Here is a 26,019-nt window from a genome sequence, read left to right as displayed (position 1 = left end):
CTGAACCGGGAATCCTTCGTAAATCTTGTCGTCGACACGAACGAGAATTTTGCCGTTCTTCAACGCGCGTACGAAGGTCCCCTGTACAGAGACACAGCTACCGAGAGTGATGGTTCGAAGCATAGGCTAATTTCCTCCCCAGGTCGAAAAGCCTTGTTCACCGACTATGACGGTTTTGTAACAAGTTGATAAGACTTTTAAACAGATCGTTCACGATTCGGCAACAATGCGCCGACCGCGATGTCAGAGCCAATCCCTCAGGATCGGAATAAGAGGGATATCTGCTGGCGGCATTGGATACTCTCGCAGGTCTTTTGCGTGGACCCATTTCAGTTTCTGCCCTTCTTTAGGGTGGGGTTGGCCTTCCCATTTTCGGCAGGCAAACAACGGCATAAGAAGATGGAATTGGTCATAGCTATGGCTGGTAAACGTGAGCGGTGCTAGGCAGCTTTCCCAGGTGTTAATACCCAACTCTTCCTCCAACTCTCGTATCAGAGCAGATTCGGGCGTTTCACCTTGTTCTACCTTGCCGCCCGGGAATTCCCACAGACCAGCCATGGATTTTCCTTCGGGGCGTTGGGCAAGCAGTACGCGCCCGTCTGGATCGATCAGTGCAACGGCCGATACGAGAACTGTTTTCACGACCGGTAGTCTGCGTTGATTTCGATGTAGCGGTTTGTCAGATCACAAGTCCATGCCGTAGATTCGGCGCTTCCAAGCCCCATATCAACCGCGATCAACAAGTTCTGACCCTTCATATGCTCTGCTGCGTCTTCTTCACGGTAATCTGGTGAAACCCAGCCGTTTTCCGCAACAAGAATGTCGCCAAAACGTATCGATAGTTTGTCCCGATCGGCCTTTGCCCCGGATTTCCCAACAGCCATAACGACACGGCCCCAATTTGGGTCTTCGCCAGCAATTGCGGTTTTTACGAGTGGTGAATTGGCAATTGCCATTGCAATTTTATGTGCATCTGCTTCCGTTTCAGCCCCTGCAACACGGACCTCAACAAACTTAGTCGCACCTTCACCATCGCGGACAACCTGATGGGCAAGGTCGAGCATAACCTTGTGAAGTGCATCGTAAAATGCCGAACCAGCAGCGCTATCAATGTCCGTAATTTCTGGCGCACTGGATTTCTGGGTTGCGGCAAGGATCAGCGTATCTGACGTAGACGTATCGCTGTCCACAGTAATGCAGTTGAATGTCTTCCTGGTTAGGTCAGATAACATCTGTTGCAGAAGTGTCTGGGAAATCTGAGCGTCAGTGAAAATGTAAACCAGCATGGTTGCCATATCGGGTGCAATCATCCCTGACCCTTTGGCTATTCCGACAATGCGAATCGGCCCTTCGGCATCGACCTCTGTGAATGACCCTTTGGCAAAGGTATCAGTTGTCATGATCGCCTGCGCAGCGCTTTGAATAGACGCGGCTGATAAGGCTGCTTTCAACTCCTGCAGCTTGTTGACTATGCGCTCGTGTGGAAGCGGCTCACCGATAACGCCTGTTGAGGCGCTGAAAATACGGGTTTGCGGTATTCCAAGAACGCTGGAAACTGCGCCGGTGATAGCCTCGACTGATTTCTTTCCGTTCGTGCCAGTGAAGGCATTTGCATTTCCCGAGTTCACGATAATTGCAGCGCCCGCACCGCTATCACCGCCAAGCTTGGCTTCACAGTCCAATACCGGCGCCGCGCGCGTCGCGGAGCGTGTGAAAACCCCCGCTATGGCCGTTCCAGGCGCAAGTTTGGCGAGCATTATGTCCTTACGGCCTGAATAGCGCACACCCGCTTCGACGGCAGCAAACTCTGCGCCGTTAATTTCAGGCAAGTCCGGAAAGCCACCCTTCGGCGCAAGAGGAGAGATAAGCGGGCCGCTTTTGCCTTTAATCTCTTTGCGAAGTTTCAAGAGCTTCTTTTTAAGTTTCTTAATCTTCTTGGATTTGCCCATCAGACGATTCTCAGTTTTCGATAAGGTCATTATTTGAAAGTAACGATGCGTCGAATGAACCTGTTTCCGGGCGTGTGATATCAGCGCTTTCGGTCAGCTTGGTGATTACGTTTTCGACAGCAGTTTGTTGAATTTCGGCTTCCAGTTCTTCGCGAACGGTCTCTATTTCAGGCGCATCCTGAAGGCGTGTTTCGTTAAGAATGACGATATGCCAACCGAATTGCGTTTGAACTGGCGCCGAAATTTCCCCGACCTCCAAAGCCAAGACTGCCGCTTCAAATTCCGGAACCATCATCCCTGCTCCGAACCAACCCAACAAGCCGCCGCTGGGCCCAGATGGGCCTGTTGATTTTTCACGTGCCAGCTCAGCAAAATCGGAGCCGTCACTTAACATTTGCGCCAGTTCTTTTGCCTCATCTTCGGTATCAACCAGAATATGAGATGCATTATATTCAGTTGCCGGCTCAGCGTTTGCATATTTTGTATCGTATGCGTCTTGAATCGTGTCTTCCGTAACAGCCGCTGTAATAATCCGTTCAAGCGCTTCACCCGCCATTATCGCACGGGTTTCATTTTCAATTACCAGTTTGGTCGTGCCGGATATGTCGCCACCTAACGAATCGGCCAAAACGGTTTGCTGAATTAACTGGTCCAAAATTCCCTCAAACAGAACCTCATCAGGCAAAGACTGATATTGTTCGGGCAACTGGTTTTTGGTTGTGATCATGTGACCTAATGTGATCTCGGTTTCACCAATGGTTGCGATGACCGTTTCAGCGGTTTCACCTTCCGCGAAAGCAGGCGAAGCCAAGAAAACGGCGACTGTGGCGCCCATCCAAAAATTATTGCGTTTCGACATCTATCAGTCCTTTGAATTACTCGCGCGGGCGCGTGACGTTGACACTATGTAGCCAGCCCCTTACATCGCCAAGGTGTCATGGGAAATCCGGGCCGTTCTTATAGTCCTTCTAGGACGGCAAACGGGAACGAGCAAGGTATCGTCTCACACGATAAAGTCAGTAACGCACCAAGCGGAGAAATTATGCTGGGCATCGGAACACTAGCCAGAAAAGTCTTCGGGACGCCGAATGATCGCCTGATCAAGACGACCCGCCCATTGGTGGAGAAGATTAACGCGCTCGAGCCAGAATTCGAAAAACTTTCCGACGAAGGCATCAAGGATAAGACCGAGGCGCTTGCAAAGCGCGCGCTGGAGGGCGAAAGCTTGGATGACCTTTTGCCGGAGGCGTTTGCGAATTGCCGCGAGGCAGCACGCCGGGCACTTGGACTGCGGGCTTTTGATGTTCAGTTGATGGGCGGTATCTTTCTGCATCAGGGTAACATTTCAGAAATGAAAACCGGCGAGGGCAAAACCCTTGTGGCAACGTTTCCCGCGTATCTGAATGCGCTTACCGGCAAAGGCGTTCATATTGTTACGGTAAACGACTATCTGGCGAAACGTGACGCAGAATGGATGTCAAATGTTTATGGTGCGCTGGGCTTAACAACGGGCGTTGTTTACCCGCAGCAGCCAGAAGGCGAAAAGCTGGCGGCATATCGGTGCGATGTCACATATGCTACAAACAACGAGCTTGGTTTTGACTACCTGCGCGACAACATGAAGGCCGAACTTAGCCAGATGGCGCAGCGCGACCATAATTTTGCGATTGTGGACGAAGTTGACAGTATTCTGATTGATGAGGCACGTACGCCGCTGATTATTTCAGGCCCCGCGCAAGACCGGTCAGATCTTTATCAAACCATCGACAAGCTGATCCCGTTTTTGACGGACGAACATTACACGCTTGATGAAAAAACCCGCAACGTAACATTTACGGAAGAGGGAAATGATTTCCTCGAAAACCGCCTGCAAGCAGAGGGTATCTTACCCGAAGACCAGTCGCTTTATGACCCGGAAAGCACGACGATTGTGCACCACGTCAATCAAGGCCTGAAAGCACACAAGCTGTTTCAGAAAGACAAGGATTACATCGTTCGCAACGGCGATGTGATGCTGATCGATGAATTTACAGGCCGTATGATGGCAGGTCGGCGTTTGTCCGACGGGCTTCATCAGGCAATTGAGGCAAAAGAAAACGTAAAAATTCAGCCGGAAAACGTGACGCTGGCGTCTGTAACATTCCAGAACTACTTCCGCCTCTATGATAAATTGGCCGGCATGACCGGGACTGCAACCACCGAAGCAGAGGAATTTAACGAAATATATGGTCTGGGTGTCGTCGAAGTCCCGACCAATAAACCGGTTCTTCGGGTAGATGAGAATGATCAGGTTTACCGCACCGCAAAAGAGAAGTTTGATGGCGTACTCACGGCCATTCAGGAAGCACACGCAAAACAGCAACCTATTCTCGTCGGGACAACTTCGATCGAGAAGTCCGAATTGCTTTCGAAAATGCTGACCGACGCAGACATCACGCACAACGTTCTGAACGCGCGCCAGCACGAGCAGGAAGCCCAGATTGTCGCTGACGCCGGGAAATTTGGCGCGGTGACGATTGCAACAAACATGGCGGGCCGCGGTACTGACATTCAGCTTGGCGGTAATGTCGAGTTGAAAGTGCTGGAAGCGCTAGCCGCTGACCCAGATGCCGATCCTGCTGAATTGCGCAAAAAGATCGAAGCAGAGCACGCGGATGAAAAGGCCAAGGTGCTGGAAGCTGGCGGGCTTTATGTGCTTGCGACCGAGCGGCACGAAAGCCGACGTATCGATAACCAGTTGCGTGGCCGTTCTGGCCGTCAGGGAGACCCTGGACGCACGTCATTCTTTCTTTCGCTGGAAGATGACCTGATGCGGATCTTCGGCTCTGAGCGGCTCGATAAGGTCCTTTCAACGCTTGGCATGAAAGAGGGTGAAGCGATTGTTCATCCCTGGGTTAACAAATCGCTTGAAAAAGCGCAGGCCAAGGTGGAAGGCCGCAACTTTGACATTCGGAAACAGCTTCTGAAGTTTGACGATGTCATGAATGATCAGCGTAAAGTTATCTTTGCGCAACGGCGCGAGATTATGGAAGCCGAGGACTTGTCCGAAATCGTCGAAGATATGCGTCATCAGGTTATTGATGATCTTGTTGATGAATATATGCCGCCGAAATCCTATGCTGACCAATGGAACACCGAGGGGCTTCAGGAGGCCACGACAGGGCAACTCGGTCTCGATGTTCCGGTTGCTGACTGGGCCGCAGAAGAAGGCGCGGACAATGACGTCATTCGTGAACGGCTTGAAAAATCTGCTGACGAGGCGATGGCCTCAAAAGCGGCCGAGTACGGCCCTGAAAACATGCGTTCCATTGAAAAGCAGGTTCTGTTGCAGACCATCGACAGCAAGTGGCGCGATCACATGCTGACTCTGGAACACTTGCGTTCAGTCGTTGGTTTCCGAAGCTATGCTCAACGGGATCCGCTGAATGAGTACAAGGGTGAGAGCTTTCAGCTTTTTGAATCTTTGCTGGATACGCTACGGTCAGAAGTGACGCAAAAGCTCGCGCAGCTTCCTTCGCGCGAAGAGCTTGAGCAGCAACAACAAGCCTATCTTCAGCAGGTCATGGCGCAGCAACAGGCGGTGCAAGCGCAGGCTGCTGCTTCGGCCAATAATACAGCCGAGGCTAACGGTTTTGATGAAAGCAATCCTGAAACCTGGGGAGACCCCGGCCGGAATGACACGTGTCCCTGCGGATCAGGTAAGAAGTTTAAGCACTGCCACGGCAGTCTTGTCTAAAATTACCTATTTATGAATTTTATGGCCCCTTATCTTTGGGGCCTTCAGATTGCGAAACACTGTTTTTCCGATTTTATGTCGCTACAAAACTATAAAACATTGTAGGCTATCCGAGGCGCAGGACTTCACCTGCTTCGGTTGATCGTGCTGCGGGCTTTTCATCCAGGCCCGTTAAACGCCGTGGCGATGACCAAGTATCGCCCCGATTTGGTGACACAAGAACCGGGTTAAACGACTGGTGCGGGAGGTGGATCAAGCCTTGGACAAGAAAAGATATCTTATTGCCGGCGCAACATTTTTAGCATCATTGGGTGCTGGCTACGCGGTGCAGAACAGCGGCGCAATCGCATCGCAGTTTGTAGGCGATGCGCCTACTGCGCGTGTCACAGCGACAATTGAGCTGGCATCAGCAAACTTACCGAAAGTCATATCCTCCGACAGTACAAAGGGCTTTCGTATTCCGAGCCCCCCAGCAGAGTCGTTAACGCCCGTCCCTCGGTTGCCCGATGCAGAAGGGCTCAGCGAACGCGTTCGTCGTGGTGAGACGTTACCCGTAGCGGCAGTGCCGGCGACGACGCACAGCGCGTTCGGACTGCCATGCGATGTGGAGTTAACGTCGCACAACGCTGGTGCGGCGATGGTTCAGCTTTCACTTTCAGCCGCGTGCCATCTGAATGAACCGGTAGAGATTCGTCAGGGCGATCTCGTTTTTACCATGAACACGTCCAATACTGGTGCGGTCGAAGTGTCTGTTCCTGCGATGTCACGAGATGCCGTGTACACCGCGATCTTTCAAGACGGTAAGACGGCAACGACCGAAATTACCGTTGACGACCTGGTAGAATATGATCGGGTTGCCCTGCTTTGGGAGGGTGAAAGCGGCCTGCATCTTCACGCGTTGGAATATGGCGCGCAACATGGCGAAAACGGTCACGTCTGGTCTGGCGCACCTCGAAGTGCAGATTACGCTGCACGTGCAAGAGGCGGGTTTTTGGCGCGTCTTGGTGATCCGCATATCGAAAATGCTAAATTTGCCGAAGTTTATAGTTTTCCATCTGGATCTACGGCACGCGAAGGGGCGGTTCGTCTAAGCGTTGAAGCTGAAGTTACAGCCTATACTTGCGATCAGGATATTACGGCAAAATCACTGCAGATACGGCGGGGAGAGTCGTACCCTGCATTGGACATAACGCTATCAATTCCAGAATGCTCGGGCCTTGGTGACTTTCTTGTGTTGAAAAATTTGCTTCCAGACCTGAGTATCGCGCAGAACTGATTAACGTTTCGGACAGTATCATGCGCGTTCTTTGTGCGGTGGTTTACGCTGCACTCTTTCTTTTGAGCCTCGCCGCCCCTTTGCGCGCGCAGGACGTCACACTCACTTCACGCGATGGCGCTGTCGAGGTTGGTGGAACGCTGTTGGGCTACGACGGCGAGTTTTTTCGGGTCGATACCATTTATGGCGTCTTGACTTTGGACGGTAGTGGGGTGGTTTGCAGCGGGCCGGGGTGTCCTGACCTTGAGGCCTATATTGCCGAATTCAACATATCGGGTTCTCAAACATTGGGTGCAACCCTGATGCCCGCTTTGCTGGAATCATTTGCTGCCTGGCAGCAATTGACCGCGCGACGCATTGTTACCGACGATAGTCAGTTTACCTACGAAATGACCAGTCCCGCGACTGGTTTGGTTGTTGCGCGAATAGGGTTTCGGGTGGCGACGACAGATCAAGGATTTACCGACCTTATGTTAGGCGAGGCAGATATGGTTCTGTCGATGCGCGAAGTTTCAGAAGTGGAAGCTCAAAACGCTGCGGAAGCTGGGCTTGGGGACCTTACCGCAGTTGCCCGTAGCAGAATTGTAGCCCTGGACGCTTTGGTCCCTGTCGTCGCACGTAGCAACCCGCGACGATCTGTTTCGCTGGATCAGGTGTCAGGCATTTTATCGGGCGAGATTAGCAATTGGGAACATCTTGGTGGCAGGGATGCGCCAATCAATTTGCATATCCCATCCGCTGAGAGCGGTGTTGGCTCTGCCCTGCGCCTGCGATTGTCGGCGAATGCTCTGAAACCTGCGGGTGGAATGATTCTACACGCCAATAGCGCGGATTTGGTTGATGCGGTGGCGTCAGACCCTTTTGCGCTGGGCATAACCCGATTGTCTGAGCTTGGAAACGGGCGACCTTTGGCCCTGTCTGGTGACTGCGGATTTGACTTTGCCGCGCGGCCGGTGGCTTTGAAAACAGAAGACTACCCGCTGACCCTGCCACTGTTTCTTTACACACCAGCGCGAAGGCTTCCAAAAACTGCTCGTGAGTTTTTGGGGTATCTTGGTACGCCTGCTGCCCAACGCGTTGTGGCACGTACCGGGTTTGTTGATCAGCGCGTCGAAGAAATATCGCTTCAACAACAGGGAGAGCGTTTTGCAAATGCAATCGCACGCGCGGGCGAAGAGATACAGTTGCCAGAACTTCAGCGCATGGTTTCCGAGCTACGGCATGCCCGACGGCTTTCCATCACGTTTCGGTTTAAAAGAGGTTCGACCGCTTTAGATGCGCAATCGCGGGCGAACGTCCGACAATTGGCTGTGCTGCTGGAATCCGGCTATTTTGATGATGAGGAGCTACTGTTTGTCGGCTTTAGCGATGGAGAGGGAGCCGCATCAAGCAACAAGCGTATTTCGATGCGTAGAGCGAATGCCGTTCGTGCGGCTGTTCGTGAAGAGGCTGTCACGCTTGACCGCAGCCGGATCACGCTGAGCGTTGAGGCGTTTGGTGAGGCCATGCCGATGGCGTGTGATGATACCGAATGGGGACGCCAAGTGAACCGCCGTGTTGAATTATGGTACAGGCCCGTTCAAAGATAACCTGCCGCGCGAAAGCTGAATTCGCAGGATTTTCCGACAATCAGATGGTCGTGTAGCGCTATACCAAGTGTGCGGGCCGCATCGTCGATTTGCCCGGTCATTGTGATATCTGCATCCGAAGGGGTCGGGTCACCCGACGGGTGATTGTGAACCAGTATAATGGCAGATGCGTTCAGTTCGAGTGCACGTTTTACCACCTCCCGAGGATAAACCGGGACATGATCAACCGTACCTCTGGCTTGTTCTTCGTCGGCGATCAGAGTGTTCTTCAGATCGAGAAAAAGAATGCGAAACTGCTCTGTTTCGCGATGCGCCATTGTTGCATGGCAGTAGTCCAGTACTTGATCCCAGCTTGAAATCACGTGGCGTTTCATTACCTTTGAACGCATCAGGCGATGCGCTGCTGCCTCTAGAATTTTTAGCTCGCAGATGACTGCGTCACCGACACCATCAACCTTTGAAAGCTGTTCAACACGTGCTGAAATAACACGATTGAAATCGCCGAAAGTATCAAGCAACGCACGTGCGAGCGGTTTGACATCGCGCCGTGGTATTGCGCGAAACAGCACAAGTTCCAACAACTCATAATCTGGCATCGCTTCCGGCCCGCCAATCATCAGGCGTTCGCGCAGGCGCTTACGGTGATCTCTGAGATAAGAGGGGGGCTTGCCGCTACTTGCTGGCTGGATATGGACCTCATCCTGATCAAAAAGCAGTTGAGGAAATTCAGAAAACTGTCGCTTTGTTGTCATGCAATTAACGCTGCGACAGTTTTCTATAGATTTGGTTAACGAATACCTGGAGGGTTAGCTTTTTATACCGTCCCAAAAACTTCGGACTTTTGAAAAAAAGCTGGATCCTTGCGGGTTGTTGTCAGCGGCAACTTCATCAAACTCGCGCAGTATCTCTTTTTGCCGAGTCGTCAGGTTGACCGGCGTTTCCACTGCCAGTTCGATAAACATATCGCCTGACCCGCCACCACGAAGTTGCGGCATGCCTTTGTTTCGCAAGCGCATCTGACGGCCTGACTGGCTGCCCGCGGGTATTTTAACCCTGCTTTTGCCGCCGTCTATTGTTGGCACTTCGATATCCCCGCCCAGCGCAGCGGCTGTGATAGAGACGGGTACACGACAATAAAGGTGCTGACTATCGCGCTGAAACAGCGGATGATCGCTCACTTCAATGAAGATATATAGATCGCCGGTCGGTCCGCCGCGCAACCCTGCCTCGCCTTCGCCACCCAGTCGGATGCGCGTCCCGGTTTCAACACCCGCCGGGATATTGACGGACAAAGATTTGTCTTTTTGTTGCCGTCCGGCGCCACCGCATGCTTTGCACGGGTTCTTAATGATCTGACCTGCACCTGAACATGTTGGACATGTTCGTTCAACGGTGAAGAATCCTTGTTGCGCGCGCACCTTACCCATACCAGAACAGGTCGGGCAGTGCGTTGGTTCCGCGCCACTTTCAGCACCCGTGCCGTCGCAGGTACTACAAGAAACCGATGTCGGAACGCTGATGGTTTTTTGTAAGCCTGAAAAAGCTTCTTCCAGTGAAACACGCAGATTGTAACGCAAGTCAGACCCGCGCGAAGCGCGTTGCCGCCCGCCACCGGCGCCACCAAAGCCGCCGCCGCCAAACAGGTCTTCGAAAATATCAGAGAAAGCAGATCCAAAATCGCCCTGGCCGCCACCGCGCCCACCGCCCATGCCGCCCTCAAAAGCAGCATGGCCATAGCGGTCGTAAGCGGCTTTCTTTTCCGGGTCCTTCAGAATGTCATGGGCCTCGTTGGCTTCTTTAAACATCGCCTCGGCATCCGGTTTATCGGAATTGCGATCCGGGTGCAGTTCTTTGGCCTTAGTGCGATAGGCCTTCTTGATCTGCTCTGGAGTGGCGTCCTTGTTTATGCCAAGAGTTTCATAATAATCGCGCTTTGCCATGTTCTATCCCTTTGGGAACGCAAAGGCCGACCCGACGTTTATCAGGCCGGCCATGGAGAAAGTCAGATAACCTTCTTATGCGCGTTTGTCGTCGTCCAGATCCTCGAAGTCAGCATCGACGATATCTTCATCAACGCCTGACATCTCTTCCGAAGGCTCTGCCTCACCAGAAGCTTCTTGCTGCGATTTATAGATCGCTTCGCCCAGCTTCATAGCAGCTTCGGTGACGTTCTGAATACCGGATTTGATTTTTCCGGCGTCTTCGGTCTCCAGCTGATCTTTCAGCGCAACGATTGCAAGTTCGATCGCCTCAATCGTGGTTGGATCAACCTTGTCGTTGTGCTCTTCCATCGATTTCTCGGTGGAGTGGATCAGGCTTTCTGCCTGGTTCTTAGCTTCGATGAGTTCGCGACGCTCTTTGTCAGACTCGGCGTTTTCTTCCGCGTCTTTGACCATTGCGTCGATCTCATCGTCGCTCAGCCCACCAGAGGCCTGGATCGTGATTTTCTGCTCTTTACCGGTGCCTTTGTCCAAAGCACCAACAGAAACGATACCGTTGGCGTCAATATCGAAGGTCACTTCGATCTGTGGCAGACCACGTGGTGCCGGTGGGATTTCTTCGAGGTTGAACTGGCCAAGCAGTTTGTTGTCCTGAGCCATTTCACGCTCACCCTGAAAACACCGGATCGTCACAGCGTTCTGGTTGTCTTCAGCGGTCGAGAAGATTTGCGATTTCTTGGTCGGGATCGTTGTGTTGCGGTCGATTAACCGGGTGAACACGCCACCCAATGTTTCGATACCCAGCGACAGTGGTGTCACGTCAAGCAGAACAACGTCTTTAACGTCGCCTTGCAGAACGCCAGCCTGAATAGCAGCACCAAGCGCAACCACTTCGTCTGGGTTCACACCCTGATGCGGCTCTTTACCGAAAAATTTTGTCACTTCTTCTTTGACGCGCGGCATACGGGTCATACCGCCAACCAAAACGACTTCGTCAATGTCCGAGGTGGAAAGACCAGCGTCTTTCAAAGCAGCCTGACATGGTTTCATCGAAGATTTGATCAGGTCGCCTACCAGGCTTTCCAGTTTGGCACGAGTCAGTTTCATGACCATGTGCAGCGGCTGGCCGCCCTTTGGATCCATCGAAATGAATGGTTGGTTGATTTCGGTCTGAGTCGACGAAGATAATTCGATCTTGGCTTTTTCAGCGGCTTCTTTCAGCCGTTGCAGTGCCATTTTGTCTTTGGTCAGATCGACGCCGTTTTCCTTTTTGAACTGATCTGCAAGATAGTTCACGATGCGCATGTCGAAATCTTCACCACCAAGGAACGTGTCACCGTTGGTTGATTTCACTTCAAACAAACCGTCGTCAATTTCAAGGATGGTTACGTCAAACGTACCGCCACCAAGGTCATAGACCGCGATGGTTTTGGTTTCTTTTTTGTCGAGACCATAGGCCAGCGCAGCAGCCGTTGGTTCGTTGATGATGCGCAACACTTCAAGACCAGCGATTTTGCCGGCGTCTTTTGTTGCCTGACGTTGTGCGTCGTTAAAGTAGGCAGGAACTGTAATAACAGCCTGCGTTACTTCTTCGCCAAGATAGCTCTCGGCGGTTTCTTTCATTTTGCCGAGAATGAAAGCAGAAATCTGGCTGGGCGAATATTTTTCGCCTTGCGCTTCGACCCATGCGTCACCGTTACCACCGTTGATAATTGCGAAAGGCATGTTTTTCTTTTCTTTCGCAAGATCACTGTCGTCAAACCGACGACCGATCAGGCGTTTTACAGCGAAAATGGTGTTTTCAGGGTTGGTGACAGCCTGACGTTTGGCAGGTTGACCAACAAGCCGTTCGTCGTCTGTAAATGCGACGATCGAAGGTGTTGTACGCGCACCTTCTGCGTTTTCAATAACCCGCGGTTGCGAGCCGTCCATGATTGCGACACATGAGTTCGTTGTCCCAAGGTCGATACCGATGACTTTAGCCATGCTCAATATCCTCTTCTAGGCGATTTCGTGGTGCGCAGACCCTTGAAAGGCATCCACGCGCCGATCCCAAATTTTCAACCGGAATGCATCCCGATCAAGCTTCTCGGCGTATATAAGGATGGGCAGAGGGTGCTGCAAGCGGTTGTGCAGTGGATTCAGAGCGAAAAAAGTGAATCAATTTGGGTGTTTCCGTTAACACAGGTGAAAAATGGACAAAGATGCAACGCTTACCCTGCGTGGGTTTGAGATTTACAAAGGTTTTTTACAATCTGCTGAACAGACCAGGATGGTTTCTGACTTGCGCGAAGTTATGAAGCTCGCGCCACCTTTTTCGCCGCAAACATCCTATGGAAAGCCAATGTCGGTGCGTATGACCTCGGCTGGTCGCTATGGCTGGTATTCAGATCAGACGGGATACCGATACACGCGCACGCACCCGAGCGGGCCTGACTGGCCAGCGATTCCAGAGTCTGTGATGCAGGTTTGGCAAACCGTGTCTGGTGTTTCACGTGTTCCAGACTGCTGTCTGATAAATTTTTACGGTGAAGGTGCGCGAATGGGGATGCATCAGGACAAGGATGAAGCTGATTTCCGCTGGCCGGTTGTGTCGATCTCTCTTGGGGATGACGGATTGTTCAGAATTGGAAACAACGAACGAGGCGGCAAAACAGAATCGATTTGGCTGTCATCGGGTGATGTTGTGGTGATGGGAGGGGATGCCAGACTTACCTATCACGGTGTTGATCGAATTCGGTTCGGCTCGTCTGCGCTTTTGCCAAAAGGTGGGCGGGTGAACCTGACCTTGCGTGTTGTTGATTAAGGCGCGATCGTGCAGCAGCCGCTAAACTGCGAGCCTGGCATGTTTCCGTCAGCGGAGCTTTGTAAAAACATATTGATGCTTAGCCCGTATTCAGCATCTGACATTCCGTCGTTACAGGATTCTGCGCGGATTACGGCAATCCCTTCGTCTCCGGATGCTGAGACCAGCAACGCAACATTAAGCGGCATGTCCCATTCGGTGTTACCCCAGACAGGTGTCGACCAAGTAATTTCCAGCGGTGATGGATTAGGTGCTTCCATCTCATTGAACTCGGATGTGCCATTCAGGTCGATAGAGGCATCCCAGAACGGTTCAGTACCATAGCAGAACATCGGGTTACTTAAGGTTTCCCAACCTGCGCCGTCCACAGGTTCCAGATAAGCCATCGAGACCCAGCCGGCCTCTCCGTATGCGTTCACTTGCCCCCATGTGCCATCGTCAGAATACGCAACAATCTCGACCTTCGGCGTTTTTGGCGCATAGGACGCGATCCTGTCTGCCGAAGGGTTTGGTGCTCTGCGAATGTTCAGGGAATCGTCAGACGCAACACCAACGACTTTGTAGAGTGCTGGCAGGGATACGACCCTGTTGTCCGCACCCCATGCAAACGATGCTACAAAAACGACCCATAAAACTGCTAACAGTTTCATGCAAAGCGTCATTTTCCAGCACCCCAGCTTACAGATGCATGTTTCCGCGTATAAAACTCCCCCATTAGTCCCAGCATAATAAGCGCAATGCTAACGTACACTGGATACTCGATCGACGAGAAATGTGGATTGTAATTTACGAAGATAAACCCACGGGCTTGGTCAATAGCATGAAACAGCGGGTTCCAATCAAACATCGACAGCATGAATCCCGGAAGCGAATTGGCGACAAACATCTTGCCAGAAGCGATCATATTGGCACGCATGTAGATTGTTGAACCAATTGTAACAAATTGGGGAAACCAAGGTTTCAGAGCGAGGAAAACAATGCCAACACCAACTCCAGAAAACCATGAAATAAGCAACATTCCCAAGGCGCCCATGGGATCCATTATGTAGATCGGGTTAAGTGCAACATGCGCTACAAAGAGAATTACGAGAACTGACAGAATTTGAAGATACAACGCAGACAGAGCCGCAGAGCAGATGCTGATAATCGTGTTCATTGGTGCATGTTGCATCATAGCGGAGGAAGGCCCCTCGGCGGAAACAATAGCGCGCATCGTTTTAGTGTGCGTCATGAACAAGAAGACGCCTGACATTATGTAAAGTACAAAATCACCGCGGATCGCGCTGCCTTTCAGGCCAAGCAATGAAAACATTACATAGAAAACGGAAACAAAAATAACAGACTGAAGAATATTCAGTAACAGGCCAACTATGGCGTTCCCATGTTGTTTGCGTAAGTCGCGCACAGTTGCATGATAAATGAGCTCGGCAATGCTTACCGCAGCGTCAAACCCGCTTTTGCGTCTTTCGATATGAAACATGGCTGCTCGACCCTGTTCTTATGTGCTGCACTGTTTTTCGCAGGGAAATCTTGCTGTTCCCTTAGCGCCAGATCATAAGGGAGGGGAATTTTTTATACAACATGCGTGAAGCCCGCGCGCCTTTTAAGGAGACTCCGCTTGAATTTTGACCGTTTGATCCCTGTAATTCGTCGCCTTGCACTGGAAGCCGGAGACAAAATTATGGAAATTTACGACGCTGATGATTTTGAAGTGAAGGTCAAATCAGACGAAAGCCCAGTGACTGAAGCAGATGAGGCTGCAGATGCGATCATCTCTTCAGGGCTAAGAAGGGAATTTCCCGATGTAGCTCTAGTGACTGAGGAACAGGCGGAGTCGCACAGCCTTTCTGCGAAGAATTTCTTAATCGTCGACCCTTTGGATGGAACGAAAGAGTTTATTAATCGACGCGGAGACTTCACGGTAAACATCGCTTACGTTGAAGACGGCGTCCCAGTTCGCGGTGTGGTTTATGCGCCTGCAAAGGGTCGCCTCTTTTACACCCAGCCCTCCGGGGACTCTGTAGAGGAATCAGGCAGCTTCAAGAAAGAAGCAATTGGAAAAACCACGCCAATATCAGTTTCGTCGCCAGATAATAATGCATTAATGATTGTTGCCTCAAAGTCACATCGTGATCAGGCAACAGAAGATTACATCAGCAAGTACAAGGTAAAAGACTCAAAAAGCGCTGGATCGTCTTTAAAGTTTTGTCTGGTTGCGACGGGTGAGGCGGATATTTACCCTCGTGTTGGCCGAACCATGGAATGGGATACCGCAGCGGGACATGCGGTCTTGCACGGGTCTGGCGGTCATGTGGTTCGATTCGATGACCACTCGCCGCTGACCTATGGAAAAGAAGATTACGCAAATCCGTTTTTCATCGCTTACGCCCCAGGTGTGGAATTGAAAGAAGCCTGACACGAATGGCATAGCTCTCAAAAAAAGGCTCTGTTTCGCCTAAAATAGCGTTTTATGGTCGTCTCTCTACGCAGGTGTTTCTGTCACCATTTGCGAGTAACTGTCGGGTTTGAATTGCTTTTTGACGCGAGCAGAGCCAGAAATTCGTACTGCTGAGCATGAATTCGAAATGTTTTGAAAGCACCGGGGCAGGTTAGTGGGTAGATAAACCTGTTTAACGCTCAGATTCACTGGAAGTTGTTCGACTATAGAGAAAAAAGCGGAACCAAAAACACGGAACAATTGGATTCTCAAGGCAGATCTCCGAAATTGTTGCAGGTTTGATTCAAATTGATGGTGAGTTTGAGCGATCGTGAAAAGTATTCGGGCATGTTGTTGTCTTAATGTTGCCTCAAGTTTACGGTCTTATTTGTTCGCAAGACTCTGCGTTTACGCGGAGTTGGGTAATTTGTAGAGTGGGTTAATGAAGCGTAAAGTTACAAAAGCAATTTTTCCTGTGGCCGGGCTCGGCACACGGTTCCTTCCGGCGACCAAAGCCGTTCCAAAAGAAATGATGACTTTGGTAGATCGTCCGCTGATTCAGTACGCAATTGATGAAGCGCGCGCGGCTGGCATCAAAGAGTTCATTTTTGTGACGTCACGGGGTAAAAGTGCGCTGGAAGATTATTTCGATATGGCGCCCGACCTGGAAAATACGCTGCGCAAGGCGGGCAAGACCGAACTTCTTCAGGAGTTGAAGAATACCAATATGGAAAGCGGCGCGATTGCCTATATCCGCCAACACCGCGCTTTGGGTTTGGGCCACGCGGTTTGGTGCGCGCGGCGCTTAATCGCGAACGAGCCCTTTGCCGTGATTTTGCCAGATGATGTTATCGCGGCGGAAAAACCGTGCTTACAACAAATGACAGAGGCGTATCAGGAAACCGGTGGCTGTATGGTTGCAGCCATGGAAGTACCGCCCGAGAAAGCGTCAGCATATGGCGTGCTCGACATCAAGAAAGACATGGGTTCGATGGTGTCGGTTCAAGGCATGGTCGAAAAACCAGAAGCCGAAGAAGCCCCTTCAAACCTGGCGGTAATCGGCCGCTACATTTTGACACCTAATGTGCTGCAAAATATCAATAAAATGAAAAGCGGTGCTGGCGGAGAGATTCAGCTGACCGACGCGATTGCTGCAGAGATCAGCAATGACCGTGATGTTTTTGGATACCGGTTTTCTGGTCAGCGGTTCGATTGCGGCTCTAAAGCGGGCTTTTTGCAGGCGACCGTGGCTTTTGGGCTGGCAAGGCCCGACCTTGGTAGCGAACTTTCGCTGTTCCTGAATCAAATGGTAGCGCATCAAAAAGCGGCTCAGTAAACACGACAGGTAGGTGTTTCGTGACACATGTGTTGGTGACTGGCGGTGCGGGGTACATCGGCTCGCATGCTTGTAAGGCGCTTAGGTCGGCTGGCTATACGCCGGTAACCTATGACAACCTTGTAACCGGCTGGGAGGACGCAGTGAAATTTGGCCCGCTTGAACAAGGCGACCTGCAAGACCGTGCATGTCTTGATGAAGTTTTCGAAAGATACAGCCCCATCGCTGTCATGCATTTCGCAGCGCTGTCACAGGTCGGCGAGAGCATGCAGGACCCTGGGCGATATTGGCACAACAATGTCGTGGGTTCACTTGTTCTGATTGAAGCAGCGGTTGAAGCGGAGTGTCAGAATTTTGTATTTTCCTCAACCTGCGCGACCTACGGCGAACACGACAACGTTTTGCTGGACGAAGATTGCCCACAGATGCCAATCAACGCATATGGTGCATCAAAGCGCGCGATTGAGGACATTCTTGAAAATTTCAGCGCGAGCCACGGTCTGAACCACGTGATTTTTCGCTATTTCAATGTCGCCGGGGCAGATCCAGAGGCAGAAATTGGTGAGTTCCATCAGCCCGAGACGCATCTTGTTCCGCTTATGCTTGATGCGATTGACGGAAAGCGCGATGCGCTGACAATTTTCGGCACCGACTATGACACACCAGACGGCACCTGTATCCGGGACTATGTGCATGTGATGGATTTGGTGGATGCGCATATTTTGGGTCTAAAATGGCTCGAAAATGGAAAAGGTAATCGAATTTTCAACCTTGGTTCAGGAACGGGCTTCTCAGTACGCGAGGTCATTGAACACAGTCGCGCAGTCACCAACCGGGTCGTTCCTTTTACCGAAGGGCCGCGCCGCCCCGGGGATTGCACGAAGCTGGTTTCCGGAAGTGTCCGTGCTGACCGCGAACTTGGGTGGAAGCCTTCACGTTCAACCCTTGAGATGATGATTGCAGACGCCTGGCGCTGGCACCAAAATGGGCACTATGACCGCTGAACTAAGCGCAAGACGCCGAGTGCCTATTTGTGCATAAACATATCATGAACCGAATGCGCGTACTTTTGACCGCAGGAAAACTTCGCTGGAGACGGCGCAAGTTTTTGTTTCGTGCATATCGGAAAAGGCGTCAACTTAAGGTCTTAGTTGACCGAACGGGCCAGATTCGCCCAAAGAACATTTTGGCGTTTTCGACAGTCCGTGACGAGATTGTCCGTCTTCCTTACTTTCTTGAGTATTACCGAAAGCTCGGGGTGCAGCATTTCTTGTTTGTTGACAACAACAGCAGCGACGGCACAACTGAATACCTAAAGGCGCAACCGGATGTTTCACTCTGGTCAACGGACCATAGCTACAAACTGGCAAGGTTCGGTGTTGATTGGCTAACCTGGCTTCAGATAAAATACGGCCAAGATCATTGGTGTTTGACGGTCGATGCCGATGAAATTCTGGTTTACCCGCATTGTGATACACGGCCTCTAAGTCAAATGACAAAGTGGCTGGACGAAACGAACCGGCGGTCATTTGGGGCAATAATGATCGATATGTATCCAAAGGGGAAATTGAACACCAATACCTATAAGGCCGGTGATGACCCTTTTGCCATACTGGCTTGGTTTGACGCCTTTAATTACTTTGTGCAGCGCAAGTCTGATTTGCAGTGCTTGTGGCTTCAGGGCGGTGTCAGGTTCAGACATTTCTTTAAGGATAGCCCAGACCGAGCCCCGACATTAAACAAGATACCGCTGGTGAAATGGAGCCGCCGATATGCGTATGTTAACTCCACACATTCAATTTTACCGCGCAGGCTGAACCATGTTTATGACGAGGATGGTGTTGAAAAGGTTACAGGAGCTCTGTTGCACACGAAATTTTTGCATATCGTCGCCGAAAAATCCCGGGAAGAAAGAAGACGGAGGGAACATTTTGCGAATAGCGATTTGTACGATGCTTACTATCAAAGTCTGTCTGAAAACCCGAACTTTTGGGACGAAGACTCCTATGCATACCGGGATTGGCGCCAGCTTGTAGAACTCCAACTCATGTCACAAGGGGATTGGCGCTGAGAAGGCCCTGCTTTTGTTGCATAAAATCAAAGCTGACTTTCGCCAAATTTCTTTGCGCTGTTTACCTTTAGATAGCTTGAGTTTATCGTCAAAAAATATGGGATTGAGTAGTTAACTCTGCGCCAATTGGAGTTTGTCGAAAAGCAAGATGCTGACGCCAAATGTGAAAAGGGTAAGTTAAGCAAAGCAGTGTAGGCAGTGAGTGGTGGCCACGGAAAAGCGAAAGGATAACGCTTGGGCTTGTTAGACTCATACAGGATGGGTGTCAGGCGAAGACGAATGCGCGCGCGTGCGCTGTTTAAACGCCGGGAACTTCGTTCAGTTGTGGACAGGACAAAGTCTATAAAGGCGAACGATATCCTTTGCTTTTCGACCTTTCGGAACGAAGGTGTTCGACTTCCCTTTTTCATGAAATACTATCGCGATCTTGGTGTAGATCATTTCCTTTTTGTTGATAACGACAGTGACGATGGCGGTCGGGAATTTCTCGCAGGTCAACGTGATGTATCACTTTGGACAACGCGCGACAGTTACAAAAAATCCAGATTTGGAGTGGATTGGCTAAACTGGCTGCAAAGAAGATATGGCCATGGTCGTTGGACGCTGGTTGTCGATGTAGATGAGTTTTTGGTTTACCCGTTTTGCGACACACGTTCCTTGCACGCCCTGACCGATTGGCTGGATACATCTTCAGTCAAATCGTTCGGCGCAATGCTATTGGATATGTATCCAAAAGGTCCGATCAACGCAGTTCCCTACGCCGCTGGTCAGGACCCGTTCGAAATAGCATCGTGGTTTGACAGTGGAAATTACACGATTCAGAAGAACCATGATTATGGAAACCTCTGGATTCAGGGTGGGCCCAGGGCTCGTATGTTCTTTGCGGACAAGCCAGAGCGCGCGCCAGCGTTGAACAAGGTGCCACTGGTCAAATGGGATCGCAGCTACACTTATGCCAGCTCTACTCATTCGTTGCTGCCACGCGGTCTTAACCTTGTTTACGACGAATGGGGTGGGGAGAAGGCATCTGGCTGTCTGATGCACGCCAAATTTCTGGACACCTTCACGTCAAAGGCAGCAGAAGAGCTTTCACGGAAGCAACATTATGCCAACAGTCATGAATACAAGGCGTATTATTCCAGTCAGAACAAGAGCCCTGACTTTTGGTGTAAGTGGTCAGAGAAACATATTAATTGGCGGCAACTCGAAATTCTTGGGTTAATGTCGAAGGGTAACTGGGCATGAAGGGTCGCAGATGACAGTTGGTATCGTCATGCTGGTCCACACCGCGTTGGACAGGGCTGCCGAAGTTGCACGTCACTGGGCGTCCAATGGTTGCCCGGTTGTGATACATGCCGACAAACGCGTTAGCAGACCTGACTATACTGCATTTGTTGAAGAACTGTCTGACCTGCCCAACCTAAAGTTTTCCAAGCGTCACAGATGTGAATGGGGAACGTGGTCAATTGTGGGCGCTGCACAAACGGCGTGCGAGTTGATGCTGTCGAGTTTTGAAGATGTTCGGCATGTCTATCTTGCGTCAGGGTCATGTATGCCACTACGCCCCGTTTCAGAACTGGTTGACTATTTGGCCGCAAGACCGCGTGTCGATTTCATCGAAAGCGCGACAACACAGGATGTTCCCTGGACCGTAGGTGGGCTGGATTCTGAGCGATTTACCCTTAGGTTCCCCTTTTCATGGAAACGAAATCGCTACCTTTTTGATCGATATGTCCGAATGCAACGGCGACTGGGGTACAAGCGCCGGGTTCCTTTGGGTCTCGTTCCGCATATGGGATCACAGTGGTGGTGCCTGACGCGGCAAACTCTGTCTGCCATTTTGGAAAGCCCCGACCGTAAAATTTACGAACGTTACTTCAGACGAGTCTGGATACCGGATGAAAGCTATTTTCAAACTTTGGCGCGGCTTTATTCGGTGAGCATTGAAAGCCGTTCGCTAACGCTGTCTAAGTTTGATTTTCAGGGCAAACCTCATATCTTTTATGACGATCATTTGCAGCTTTTACGCCGTTCTGACTGCTTTGTGGCTCGGAAAATCTGGCCACGGGCAAATCGTTTGTACGCTACATTTCTGACAGATTCTCTTGCGGTTCAAAGACGGGCAGAGCCAAACCCCGGCAAGATTGACAGGATATTTGCGAAGGCTGTGGATCGGCGAACCCGCGGCAGACCGGGTTTGTATATGCAAAGCCGTTTCCCAAATTACGGAAGGGAAAATGGGGTAACGTCGGCCCCTTACTCAGTATTTGCAGGGTTTTCAGATCTGTTCGATGGCTTTGAAACGTGGCTTGCCAAAACGACGGGGTCAAAAGTTCACGGGCATCTTTTTGCGCCTCAAGAGGTCGAATTTTCAGGCAAACAAGAAATTTATTTGGGCTGTCTGTCCAATTCCGCAGCTTTGAGAGATTACAATCCCTATTCTTTCTTGAACAATTTGATCTGGAACACCCGGGGAGAGCGACAGTGCCTTCAGTTTGGGCCAGCCGACAATCAAAAAATCACATCTCATATCGCGCGGGACCCGAACGCGCAGATCTCGGTTGTGACTGGTGCTTGGTCGGTTCGGCTGTTTCATTCGAATTCAAACTTTTCCGATATTCGCAAGTCCGCCGCACAATTACAGAAAATTGAAAGCGAATTTCTGGATGTGCTTCGGGCACCCGCAACGAAGGCGCGGGTGAGAATCTGGACAATGGCTGAATTTGTTGAATCCCCGATGGAGCCACTTCAATCGATCATTGATGAAATCGGACAACGAGGGCCAAGGCGCCTGACCGAAGCACCGAAAATGGTAGATCTTTCAGGGTTTGGACAATTCCTTCAGAATCTTAAGAATCAGGGTATGCATCCGCACCTCATGGGTGATTTCCCAGCTGAAAGCCAAAAGCATCAAACGCCACAGGTTTTAAGCAAACCCTATTTGGTAAAGTAGAGGCACATGTCTGGTCCGTTTGACTATTTTGTTGTCTTCGCAGAAATGCGTACGGGTTCTAATCTTTTGGAAACAAACCTGAGCGCGTTTCCGGGCCTGCATTGTTACGGCGAGGCGTTTAATCCCAGTTTTATGGGCTACCCCAAAAAGACAGAAATTCTTGGATTAACTCGGGAACAACGCGAAGCGGACCCATTGCAACTTATTTCGACCATTCGTCAGAGAACCAAAGGTTTGGGCGGATTCCGGTTTTTTCATGATCACGACTCACGGGCCTTTAAGCACTGTCTGGCTGACAAGCGTTGCGCAAAAATCATTCTCACCCGGAACCCGATAGACAGCTACGTTTCCTTGAAGATTGTCCGCAAGACAGGGCAATGGAAGCTTTCGAATGTTAAAAACCTGAAATCCGCTAAAATCCGTTTCGATGCGGATGAATTTGACGACTACCTAGAGCAGCAAAGAAAGTTTCAGTTGGAAATTCTAGAGGGGCTGCAAAGAACTGGGCAAACTGCGTTTTACATCGCATACGAAGATTTGATGGACGTCGATGTCTTGAATGGTTTGGCGCAATACCTTGGGCAGAAAGATCAGCTAGAGACTGTTTCACGAGCATTGAAGAAACAAAATCCGGCTGCACTAGAGGACAAGGTCCTAAATTTCGAGGAGATGGAGCGCGCGCTCACACGCATTGATCATTTTTCCCTCAACCGCGTTCCAAATTTCGAGCCCCGACGGGGGCCTGCTGTGCCAACTTATGTCGCAGCCGCGCAAGGCCCGGTTCTTTTTGCACCGATAAACGGAAATATGGAAAACCGTCTCACTGACTGGTTAACTTCGCTGGACGGAACTGACGGGCAAAGTTTGTTAAATGGGTTTACACAAAAAACTTTGCGCCAGTGGAAACGAAAGCACGAAAAACACAGAAGTTTCACTGTAGTAATGCATCCCGTTCAGCGCATTCACTCTGTATTCTGTTCTTACATTCTGAACGTTGTAGATGGTCGATTTGGTGACATTCGTGAAACGCTGAGAAAAGGGTTCAAGGTACCCATTCCTGCATCTGCGCCTGGAAAATCTTATGATCGCCGCCACCACCGAGATGCGTTCTTGGCATTTCTCGCTTTTCTGAAACGCAACCTGGCATCGCAGACCAGCATGGGTGTAAATCCGGTTTGGGCCTCGCAGGCGCAAATCCTAAACGGTATAAGTCAGTTTTCTGCACCTGATATGGTTTTGCGTGAGGAGCAGCTTGAACTTGGTCTCAGGCAATTGACCGAACAGATAGGTATTTCTTCTCCGCCTGTACCAGAGACTATTCCAGACAGCCCTTACGTTTTGTCAGACATCTATGATGAAGAAATAGAAGCAGCGGTACGTACAGCCTATCAGCGCGACTATATGATGTTTGGTTACAAAGCCTGGAGCTAACGCCTAGGCGGCCTGTATGGAAGGGGCTTCGGTCAGAATTGCATGCAAAGTTGCAGAGTCGGTATTCGCGCGCAGCTTTGCACAAACGTTTGAGTCACGCATTGTGCGCGATACCAGCGCCAGCGCTTTTAGGTGGTCAACGCCTGAATCCAGCGGGGCAAAAAGCGCAAAAACCAAATCGACTGGCTGACGGTCGACAGAATCGAAATCAATTGGGGATTCGATTTTCAGGAAAACACCACACACAGAATCAAGACCTTTGATCCGAGCGTGTGGAAGCGCCACACCATGACCTACACCCGTCGGGCCAAGGTTTTCACGTTCTTGCAGCGCTTCTACAGAATCATCTGAACGAAGGTCGTAACAAGCAGATACAACTTCCCCCAGACTTTGGAAGAGACGTTTCTTGCTGGTCGCCTTACCGATGATTTTCACCGCCTCAGGCTTTAGAATGCTCGTTAGTTCCATGCGTCTTTTCTATATTAACCGGCTGTCGCAGGTTTATGCCTCAATCTGCGGATCGATCCAGCCGATATTTCCGTCGTCACGGCGATATACAACATTCACGCCGCTTTGTCCCTCTTTGCGAAAAACCAGCAGTGGTGCACCCGCAAGCTCCATTTGCATGACCGCTTCGCCCACTGAGAGCGACGGAATTTTAGATTCCATTTCAGCAATGATCATAGGCTGGAGTGAGTCGGGTTCTAAATCCTCTGCATTGTCCGTTGAGGCGAGGATATACGAGGAAGCGCCAAAGAGTTCAACGGGTTGTGAACGATCCTTGTGATGGTCCTTCAAACGGCGCTTGTAACGCCGCAACTGCTTCTCCATTTTTTCGCTGCATTTATCGAAAGCGGAATAGATTTCAGTGGCGTGTGCTTTCGCCTGAGCGGTCAGTCCTGTCGATAAATGTACAGTTGCCTCACAAACAAACTCATGTGCGTCGCGTGAAAAAATGATATTTGCGTCAGTCGGCCGTTCGGCATACTTCCCGACCACGACATTTAGCTCTGTTTTTACATGTGTCTGCAGGGCATCGCCGATATCAATCTGTTTTCCGCTAATCTGGTACCGCATTAGACCTCCTAAGTTTCTGAACTCAATATGGTGCAGCATGCCTGAGACATGCTTTCACATTGGTTATTGTTTTACGAAATTGACGCTGCCCGGGCTGCCCGGGCGCGTTCGTCGCGCGGTCATTTGTCGGCGTCGCTCGAACGATGAGGGAATGTTCATGCATCCCCTGTATTTGGCGACAGTTCGACGGGTAATGTCAACTCCGTCAGCGTTCAGTTTTTTAACAATTTTTTCATCTGACAATATTGTATCGGCTGTTTCACGCTCTACCAGGCGCCGAATCATTTGTTGCGCAGAGTAAGCAGACGTTCGTAGCCCGCTCTCTGCTCCGAGGGTCGATGAGGTAAAAAACGACAGGGGGTAAACCAAACCTGACCACTCTAGATACTTGCCGGCCATAGCCCGTCCCACTGTAGACGCGTGTAGCGAAAGCTGGTGTGCGATTTCCGCCCGGGTCAAAGGGATCAGATGATCTGCCCGACCGGAAAAAAACGGATGTTGATGTCTGACAATCAGATTTGAAATTCGCAGCAGCGTTTTATTGCGAAAACGCACAGCTGAGATCAGAGAATCCGCACGCGCTTGGCATCGGGCTGCAAATTCGCGCGCACCTGGCTCTTTCTTTGACCGGGTCAGTAAATCGACATCAATTGTTATTTCGGGCACCATACCTGATGTCAGCGCAACCCTGTGCTGGCCTGACGCGTCGCGTTCAATGCGAATCTCCGGTGAACCGGGTCGTTCTTCCTGCCAAAACCTTGCTGCCGGGAATGGTGTTAACCCTCGAACCAGCGTGACAAGTTCGTGGACTTCCACTTCCGAAAGCTGGGTTTTTCGGAGCAAGATAGGCCAGTCTTCGGCAGCAATAAGATCCAGATGTTTGGCTATCAATCGCGCCCTTTCATCGTCGATGCCAGCTTCAATCATCTGAAGAAAAATGCATTCGGTCAGGTTTTTCGCTCCGACGCCGGGTGGGTCGCAAGACTGGATTGCTGAAATTGCTCGCTCGACAATTGAGCGCTCCAATCCCAGAGCCTTAACGGTGTCGTCGGTATCCGACGTCAGGTAACCATTTTCATCTAGATCACCGATCAAGTAAAACGCGATGCTGCGCACCACATCGTCAAGCCGCATCAATGTGATTTGTTGGTGTAAAGACTCTCCCAACGATACTGTCGTTGCGACGGTCTCAGTCGCGACATCATAAGCTGATCTACCACCCGAAAAGGTACCTTCGTGCTGTGTTTCCAATTTGAGCATCGGATTCTCAGCAGCCTCATCGTGAATTGCGGTGATGAGTTCTGTCATTGGCAATGCCAGAATATTGAGAGATTGACGTAATGTTGGAGTCAGCGACAAGCGCTGAGTCTGTCGAAGAGAGATTTTTGGCTTTAGTGCCATCACCTTCCCAATTGCTG

At 50.7% G+C, this 26,019-nt stretch carries 22 protein-coding genes; 11 read left to right on the top strand and 11 right to left on the bottom strand.

What is annotated here, in order from left to right; genetic code table 11:
• Positions 1–243: 243 nt before the first annotated feature.
• Genes mutT through J4E70_RS11665 form a run of 3 tightly spaced genes read right to left on the bottom strand, consistent with a single transcriptional unit; the run spans position 244 to position 2,808 of the window.
• On the bottom strand, positions 244–642 hold the full coding sequence (gene mutT / locus J4E70_RS11675) for an 8-oxo-dGTP diphosphatase MutT (RefSeq protein WP_213889580.1): 399 nt from the start codon (positions 640–642) through the stop codon (positions 244–246).
• Positions 639–1,949, bottom strand: a complete 1,311-nt coding sequence (gene argJ, locus J4E70_RS11670; RefSeq protein ID WP_213889579.1) for a bifunctional glutamate N-acetyltransferase/amino-acid acetyltransferase ArgJ — start codon at positions 1,947–1,949, stop codon at positions 639–641. Before argJ ends, mutT begins: the two co-directional genes overlap by 4 nt.
• Before the next feature lie 10 nt (positions 1,950–1,959).
• Entirely contained in the window at positions 1,960–2,808 is an 849-nt protein-coding gene (locus J4E70_RS11665) for a peptidylprolyl isomerase (protein WP_213889578.1), read from the bottom strand.
• 183 nt (positions 2,809–2,991) lie between these two features.
• On the opposite strand from J4E70_RS11665, the gene secA reads away from it, so the two are divergent.
• The 3 genes from secA (at position 2,992) to J4E70_RS11650 (ending at position 8,550) form a co-directional block, all read left to right on the top strand.
• Entirely contained in the window at positions 2,992–5,685 is a 2,694-nt protein-coding gene (gene secA / locus J4E70_RS11660; RefSeq protein WP_213889577.1) for a preprotein translocase subunit SecA, read from the top strand.
• A gap of 259 nt (positions 5,686–5,944) precedes the next feature.
• Positions 5,945–6,961 (top strand): hypothetical protein, encoded by a 1,017-nt coding sequence (locus J4E70_RS11655; RefSeq protein ID WP_213889576.1) that lies wholly within the window; start codon positions 5,945–5,947, stop codon positions 6,959–6,961.
• A 20-nt stretch (positions 6,962–6,981) separates the two neighbouring features.
• Positions 6,982–8,550 (top strand): phosphate ABC transporter substrate-binding/OmpA family protein, encoded by a 1,569-nt coding sequence (locus tag J4E70_RS11650; RefSeq protein WP_213889574.1) that lies wholly within the window; start codon positions 6,982–6,984, stop codon positions 8,548–8,550.
• Here the strand turns inward: J4E70_RS11650 and radC are convergent.
• From radC to dnaK, 3 genes are all read right to left on the bottom strand, one after another.
• A complete protein-coding gene (gene radC, locus J4E70_RS11645) occupies positions 8,541–9,302 on the bottom strand; it encodes a RadC family protein (RefSeq protein WP_213889572.1) in 762 nt (253 codons plus the stop codon). The genes J4E70_RS11650 and radC overlap by 10 nt on opposite strands.
• 54 nt (positions 9,303–9,356) lie before the next feature.
• On the bottom strand, positions 9,357–10,490 hold the full coding sequence (dnaJ, locus tag J4E70_RS11640) for a molecular chaperone DnaJ (RefSeq protein ID WP_213889570.1): 1,134 nt from the start codon (positions 10,488–10,490) through the stop codon (positions 9,357–9,359).
• A gap of 75 nt (positions 10,491–10,565) precedes the next feature.
• A complete protein-coding gene (gene dnaK / locus J4E70_RS11635) occupies positions 10,566–12,476 on the bottom strand; it encodes a molecular chaperone DnaK (RefSeq protein WP_213889568.1) in 1,911 nt (636 codons plus the stop codon).
• A gap of 208 nt (positions 12,477–12,684) precedes the next feature.
• On the opposite strand from dnaK, the gene J4E70_RS11630 reads away from it, so the two are divergent.
• A complete protein-coding gene (locus J4E70_RS11630) occupies positions 12,685–13,296 on the top strand; it encodes an alpha-ketoglutarate-dependent dioxygenase AlkB family protein (RefSeq protein WP_213889567.1) in 612 nt (203 codons plus the stop codon).
• Here J4E70_RS11630 and J4E70_RS11625 read toward each other — a convergent pair.
• On the bottom strand, positions 13,293–13,946 hold the full coding sequence (locus J4E70_RS11625) for an SH3 domain-containing protein (RefSeq protein ID WP_213889566.1): 654 nt from the start codon (positions 13,944–13,946) through the stop codon (positions 13,293–13,295). The genes J4E70_RS11630 and J4E70_RS11625 overlap by 4 nt on opposite strands.
• Positions 13,947–13,954: 8 nt before the next feature.
• The gene (locus J4E70_RS11620) at positions 13,955–14,776 is read right to left on the bottom strand and encodes an ABC transporter permease (RefSeq protein WP_213889565.1); all 822 of its coding nucleotides are present in this window, start codon (positions 14,774–14,776) and stop codon (positions 13,955–13,957) included.
• 138 nt (positions 14,777–14,914) lie between these two features.
• Here J4E70_RS11620 and cysQ point away from each other — a divergent pair, with 138 nt between their 5' ends.
• From cysQ to J4E70_RS11585, 7 genes are all read left to right on the top strand, one after another.
• Positions 14,915–15,712, top strand: coding sequence for a 3'(2'),5'-bisphosphate nucleotidase CysQ (gene cysQ, locus J4E70_RS11615; RefSeq protein ID WP_213889564.1), 798 nt, complete (start codon positions 14,915–14,917; stop codon positions 15,710–15,712).
• 463 nt (positions 15,713–16,175) lie between these two features.
• Positions 16,176–17,069: a UTP--glucose-1-phosphate uridylyltransferase GalU gene (gene galU / locus J4E70_RS11610; protein WP_213889559.1), complete on the top strand. Its 894-nt coding sequence runs from the start codon at positions 16,176–16,178 to the stop codon at positions 17,067–17,069.
• A gap of 20 nt (positions 17,070–17,089) precedes the next feature.
• A complete protein-coding gene (gene galE, locus J4E70_RS11605; protein WP_213889557.1) occupies positions 17,090–18,073 on the top strand; it encodes a UDP-glucose 4-epimerase GalE in 984 nt (327 codons plus the stop codon).
• Positions 18,074–18,255: 182 nt separating this feature from the next.
• Positions 18,256–19,140 carry a glycosyltransferase family 2 protein gene (locus tag J4E70_RS11600; protein ID WP_343229460.1) on the top strand — a complete coding sequence of 295 codons (885 nt, stop codon included), beginning with the start codon at positions 18,256–18,258 and terminating at the stop codon, positions 19,138–19,140.
• Positions 19,141–19,398: 258 nt separating this feature from the next.
• Positions 19,399–20,385 carry a glycosyltransferase family 2 protein gene (locus J4E70_RS11595; RefSeq protein ID WP_213889802.1) on the top strand — a complete coding sequence of 329 codons (987 nt, stop codon included), beginning with the start codon at positions 19,399–19,401 and terminating at the stop codon, positions 20,383–20,385.
• Between the two features lie 10 nt (positions 20,386–20,395).
• Positions 20,396–22,093, top strand: coding sequence for a DUF5927 domain-containing protein (locus J4E70_RS11590; RefSeq protein WP_213889553.1), 1,698 nt, complete (start codon positions 20,396–20,398; stop codon positions 22,091–22,093).
• A gap of 6 nt (positions 22,094–22,099) precedes the next feature.
• Positions 22,100–23,524: a sulfotransferase family 2 domain-containing protein gene (locus J4E70_RS11585; protein ID WP_213889552.1), complete on the top strand. Its 1,425-nt coding sequence runs from the start codon at positions 22,100–22,102 to the stop codon at positions 23,522–23,524.
• 3 nt (positions 23,525–23,527) lie between these two features.
• Here J4E70_RS11585 and J4E70_RS11580 read toward each other — a convergent pair whose 3' ends face one another.
• The 3 genes from J4E70_RS11580 to rpoN all read right to left on the bottom strand — a co-directional run bounded on the left by J4E70_RS11580 (position 23,528) and on the right by rpoN (position 26,002).
• Positions 23,528–23,992 carry a PTS sugar transporter subunit IIA gene (locus J4E70_RS11580; RefSeq protein WP_213889551.1) on the bottom strand — a complete coding sequence of 155 codons (465 nt, stop codon included), beginning with the start codon at positions 23,990–23,992 and terminating at the stop codon, positions 23,528–23,530.
• A 33-nt stretch (positions 23,993–24,025) separates the two neighbouring features.
• Positions 24,026–24,601, bottom strand: coding sequence for a ribosome hibernation-promoting factor, HPF/YfiA family (hpf, locus tag J4E70_RS11575; protein WP_213889800.1), 576 nt, complete (start codon positions 24,599–24,601; stop codon positions 24,026–24,028).
• Between the two features lie 63 nt (positions 24,602–24,664).
• The gene (rpoN, locus tag J4E70_RS11570) at positions 24,665–26,002 is read right to left on the bottom strand and encodes an RNA polymerase factor sigma-54 (protein ID WP_213889550.1); all 1,338 of its coding nucleotides are present in this window, start codon (positions 26,000–26,002) and stop codon (positions 24,665–24,667) included.
• Between the last annotated feature and the right edge of the window lie 17 nt (positions 26,003–26,019).

It is taken from the genome of Pseudohalocynthiibacter aestuariivivens, assembly GCF_018457175.1.
Lineage (GTDB): Bacteria > Pseudomonadota > Alphaproteobacteria > Rhodobacterales > Rhodobacteraceae > Pseudohalocynthiibacter > Pseudohalocynthiibacter aestuariivivens.
This window is presented reverse-complemented; position numbering and strand designations above follow the sequence as displayed.

Excerpts from the sequence above, each read along its gene's own strand:
- rpoN (WP_213889550.1), bottom strand. The coding sequence starts at position 26,002 with ATGGCACTAAAGCCAAAAATCTCTCTTCGACAGACTCAGCGCTTGTCG.
- J4E70_RS11590 (WP_213889553.1), top strand. The coding sequence starts at position 20,396 with ATGACAGTTGGTATCGTCATGCTGGTCCACACCGCGTTGGACAGGGCT.
- argJ (WP_213889579.1), bottom strand. The coding sequence starts at position 1,949 with ATGGGCAAATCCAAGAAGATTAAGAAACTTAAAAAGAAGCTCTTGAAA.
- dnaK (WP_213889568.1), bottom strand. The coding sequence starts at position 12,476 with ATGGCTAAAGTCATCGGTATCGACCTTGGGACAACGAACTCATGTGTC.
- galU (WP_213889559.1), top strand. The coding sequence starts at position 16,176 with ATGAAGCGTAAAGTTACAAAAGCAATTTTTCCTGTGGCCGGGCTCGGC.
- dnaJ (WP_213889570.1), bottom strand. The coding sequence starts at position 10,490 with ATGGCAAAGCGCGATTATTATGAAACTCTTGGCATAAACAAGGACGCC.
- J4E70_RS11630 (WP_213889567.1), top strand. The coding sequence starts at position 12,685 with ATGGACAAAGATGCAACGCTTACCCTGCGTGGGTTTGAGATTTACAAA.
- secA (WP_213889577.1), top strand. The coding sequence starts at position 2,992 with ATGCTGGGCATCGGAACACTAGCCAGAAAAGTCTTCGGGACGCCGAAT.
- hpf (WP_213889800.1), bottom strand. The coding sequence starts at position 24,601 with ATGCGGTACCAGATTAGCGGAAAACAGATTGATATCGGCGATGCCCTG.
- radC (WP_213889572.1), bottom strand. The coding sequence starts at position 9,302 with ATGACAACAAAGCGACAGTTTTCTGAATTTCCTCAACTGCTTTTTGAT.
- J4E70_RS11585 (WP_213889552.1), top strand. The coding sequence starts at position 22,100 with ATGTCTGGTCCGTTTGACTATTTTGTTGTCTTCGCAGAAATGCGTACG.
- J4E70_RS11625 (WP_213889566.1), bottom strand. The coding sequence starts at position 13,946 with ATGAAACTGTTAGCAGTTTTATGGGTCGTTTTTGTAGCATCGTTTGCA.
- J4E70_RS11580 (WP_213889551.1), bottom strand. The coding sequence starts at position 23,992 with ATGGAACTAACGAGCATTCTAAAGCCTGAGGCGGTGAAAATCATCGGT.
- J4E70_RS11620 (WP_213889565.1), bottom strand. The coding sequence starts at position 14,776 with ATGTTTCATATCGAAAGACGCAAAAGCGGGTTTGACGCTGCGGTAAGC.
- J4E70_RS11595 (WP_213889802.1), top strand. The coding sequence starts at position 19,399 with ATGGGTGTCAGGCGAAGACGAATGCGCGCGCGTGCGCTGTTTAAACGC.
- J4E70_RS11650 (WP_213889574.1), top strand. The coding sequence starts at position 6,982 with ATGCGCGTTCTTTGTGCGGTGGTTTACGCTGCACTCTTTCTTTTGAGC.
- J4E70_RS11665 (WP_213889578.1), bottom strand. The coding sequence starts at position 2,808 with ATGTCGAAACGCAATAATTTTTGGATGGGCGCCACAGTCGCCGTTTTC.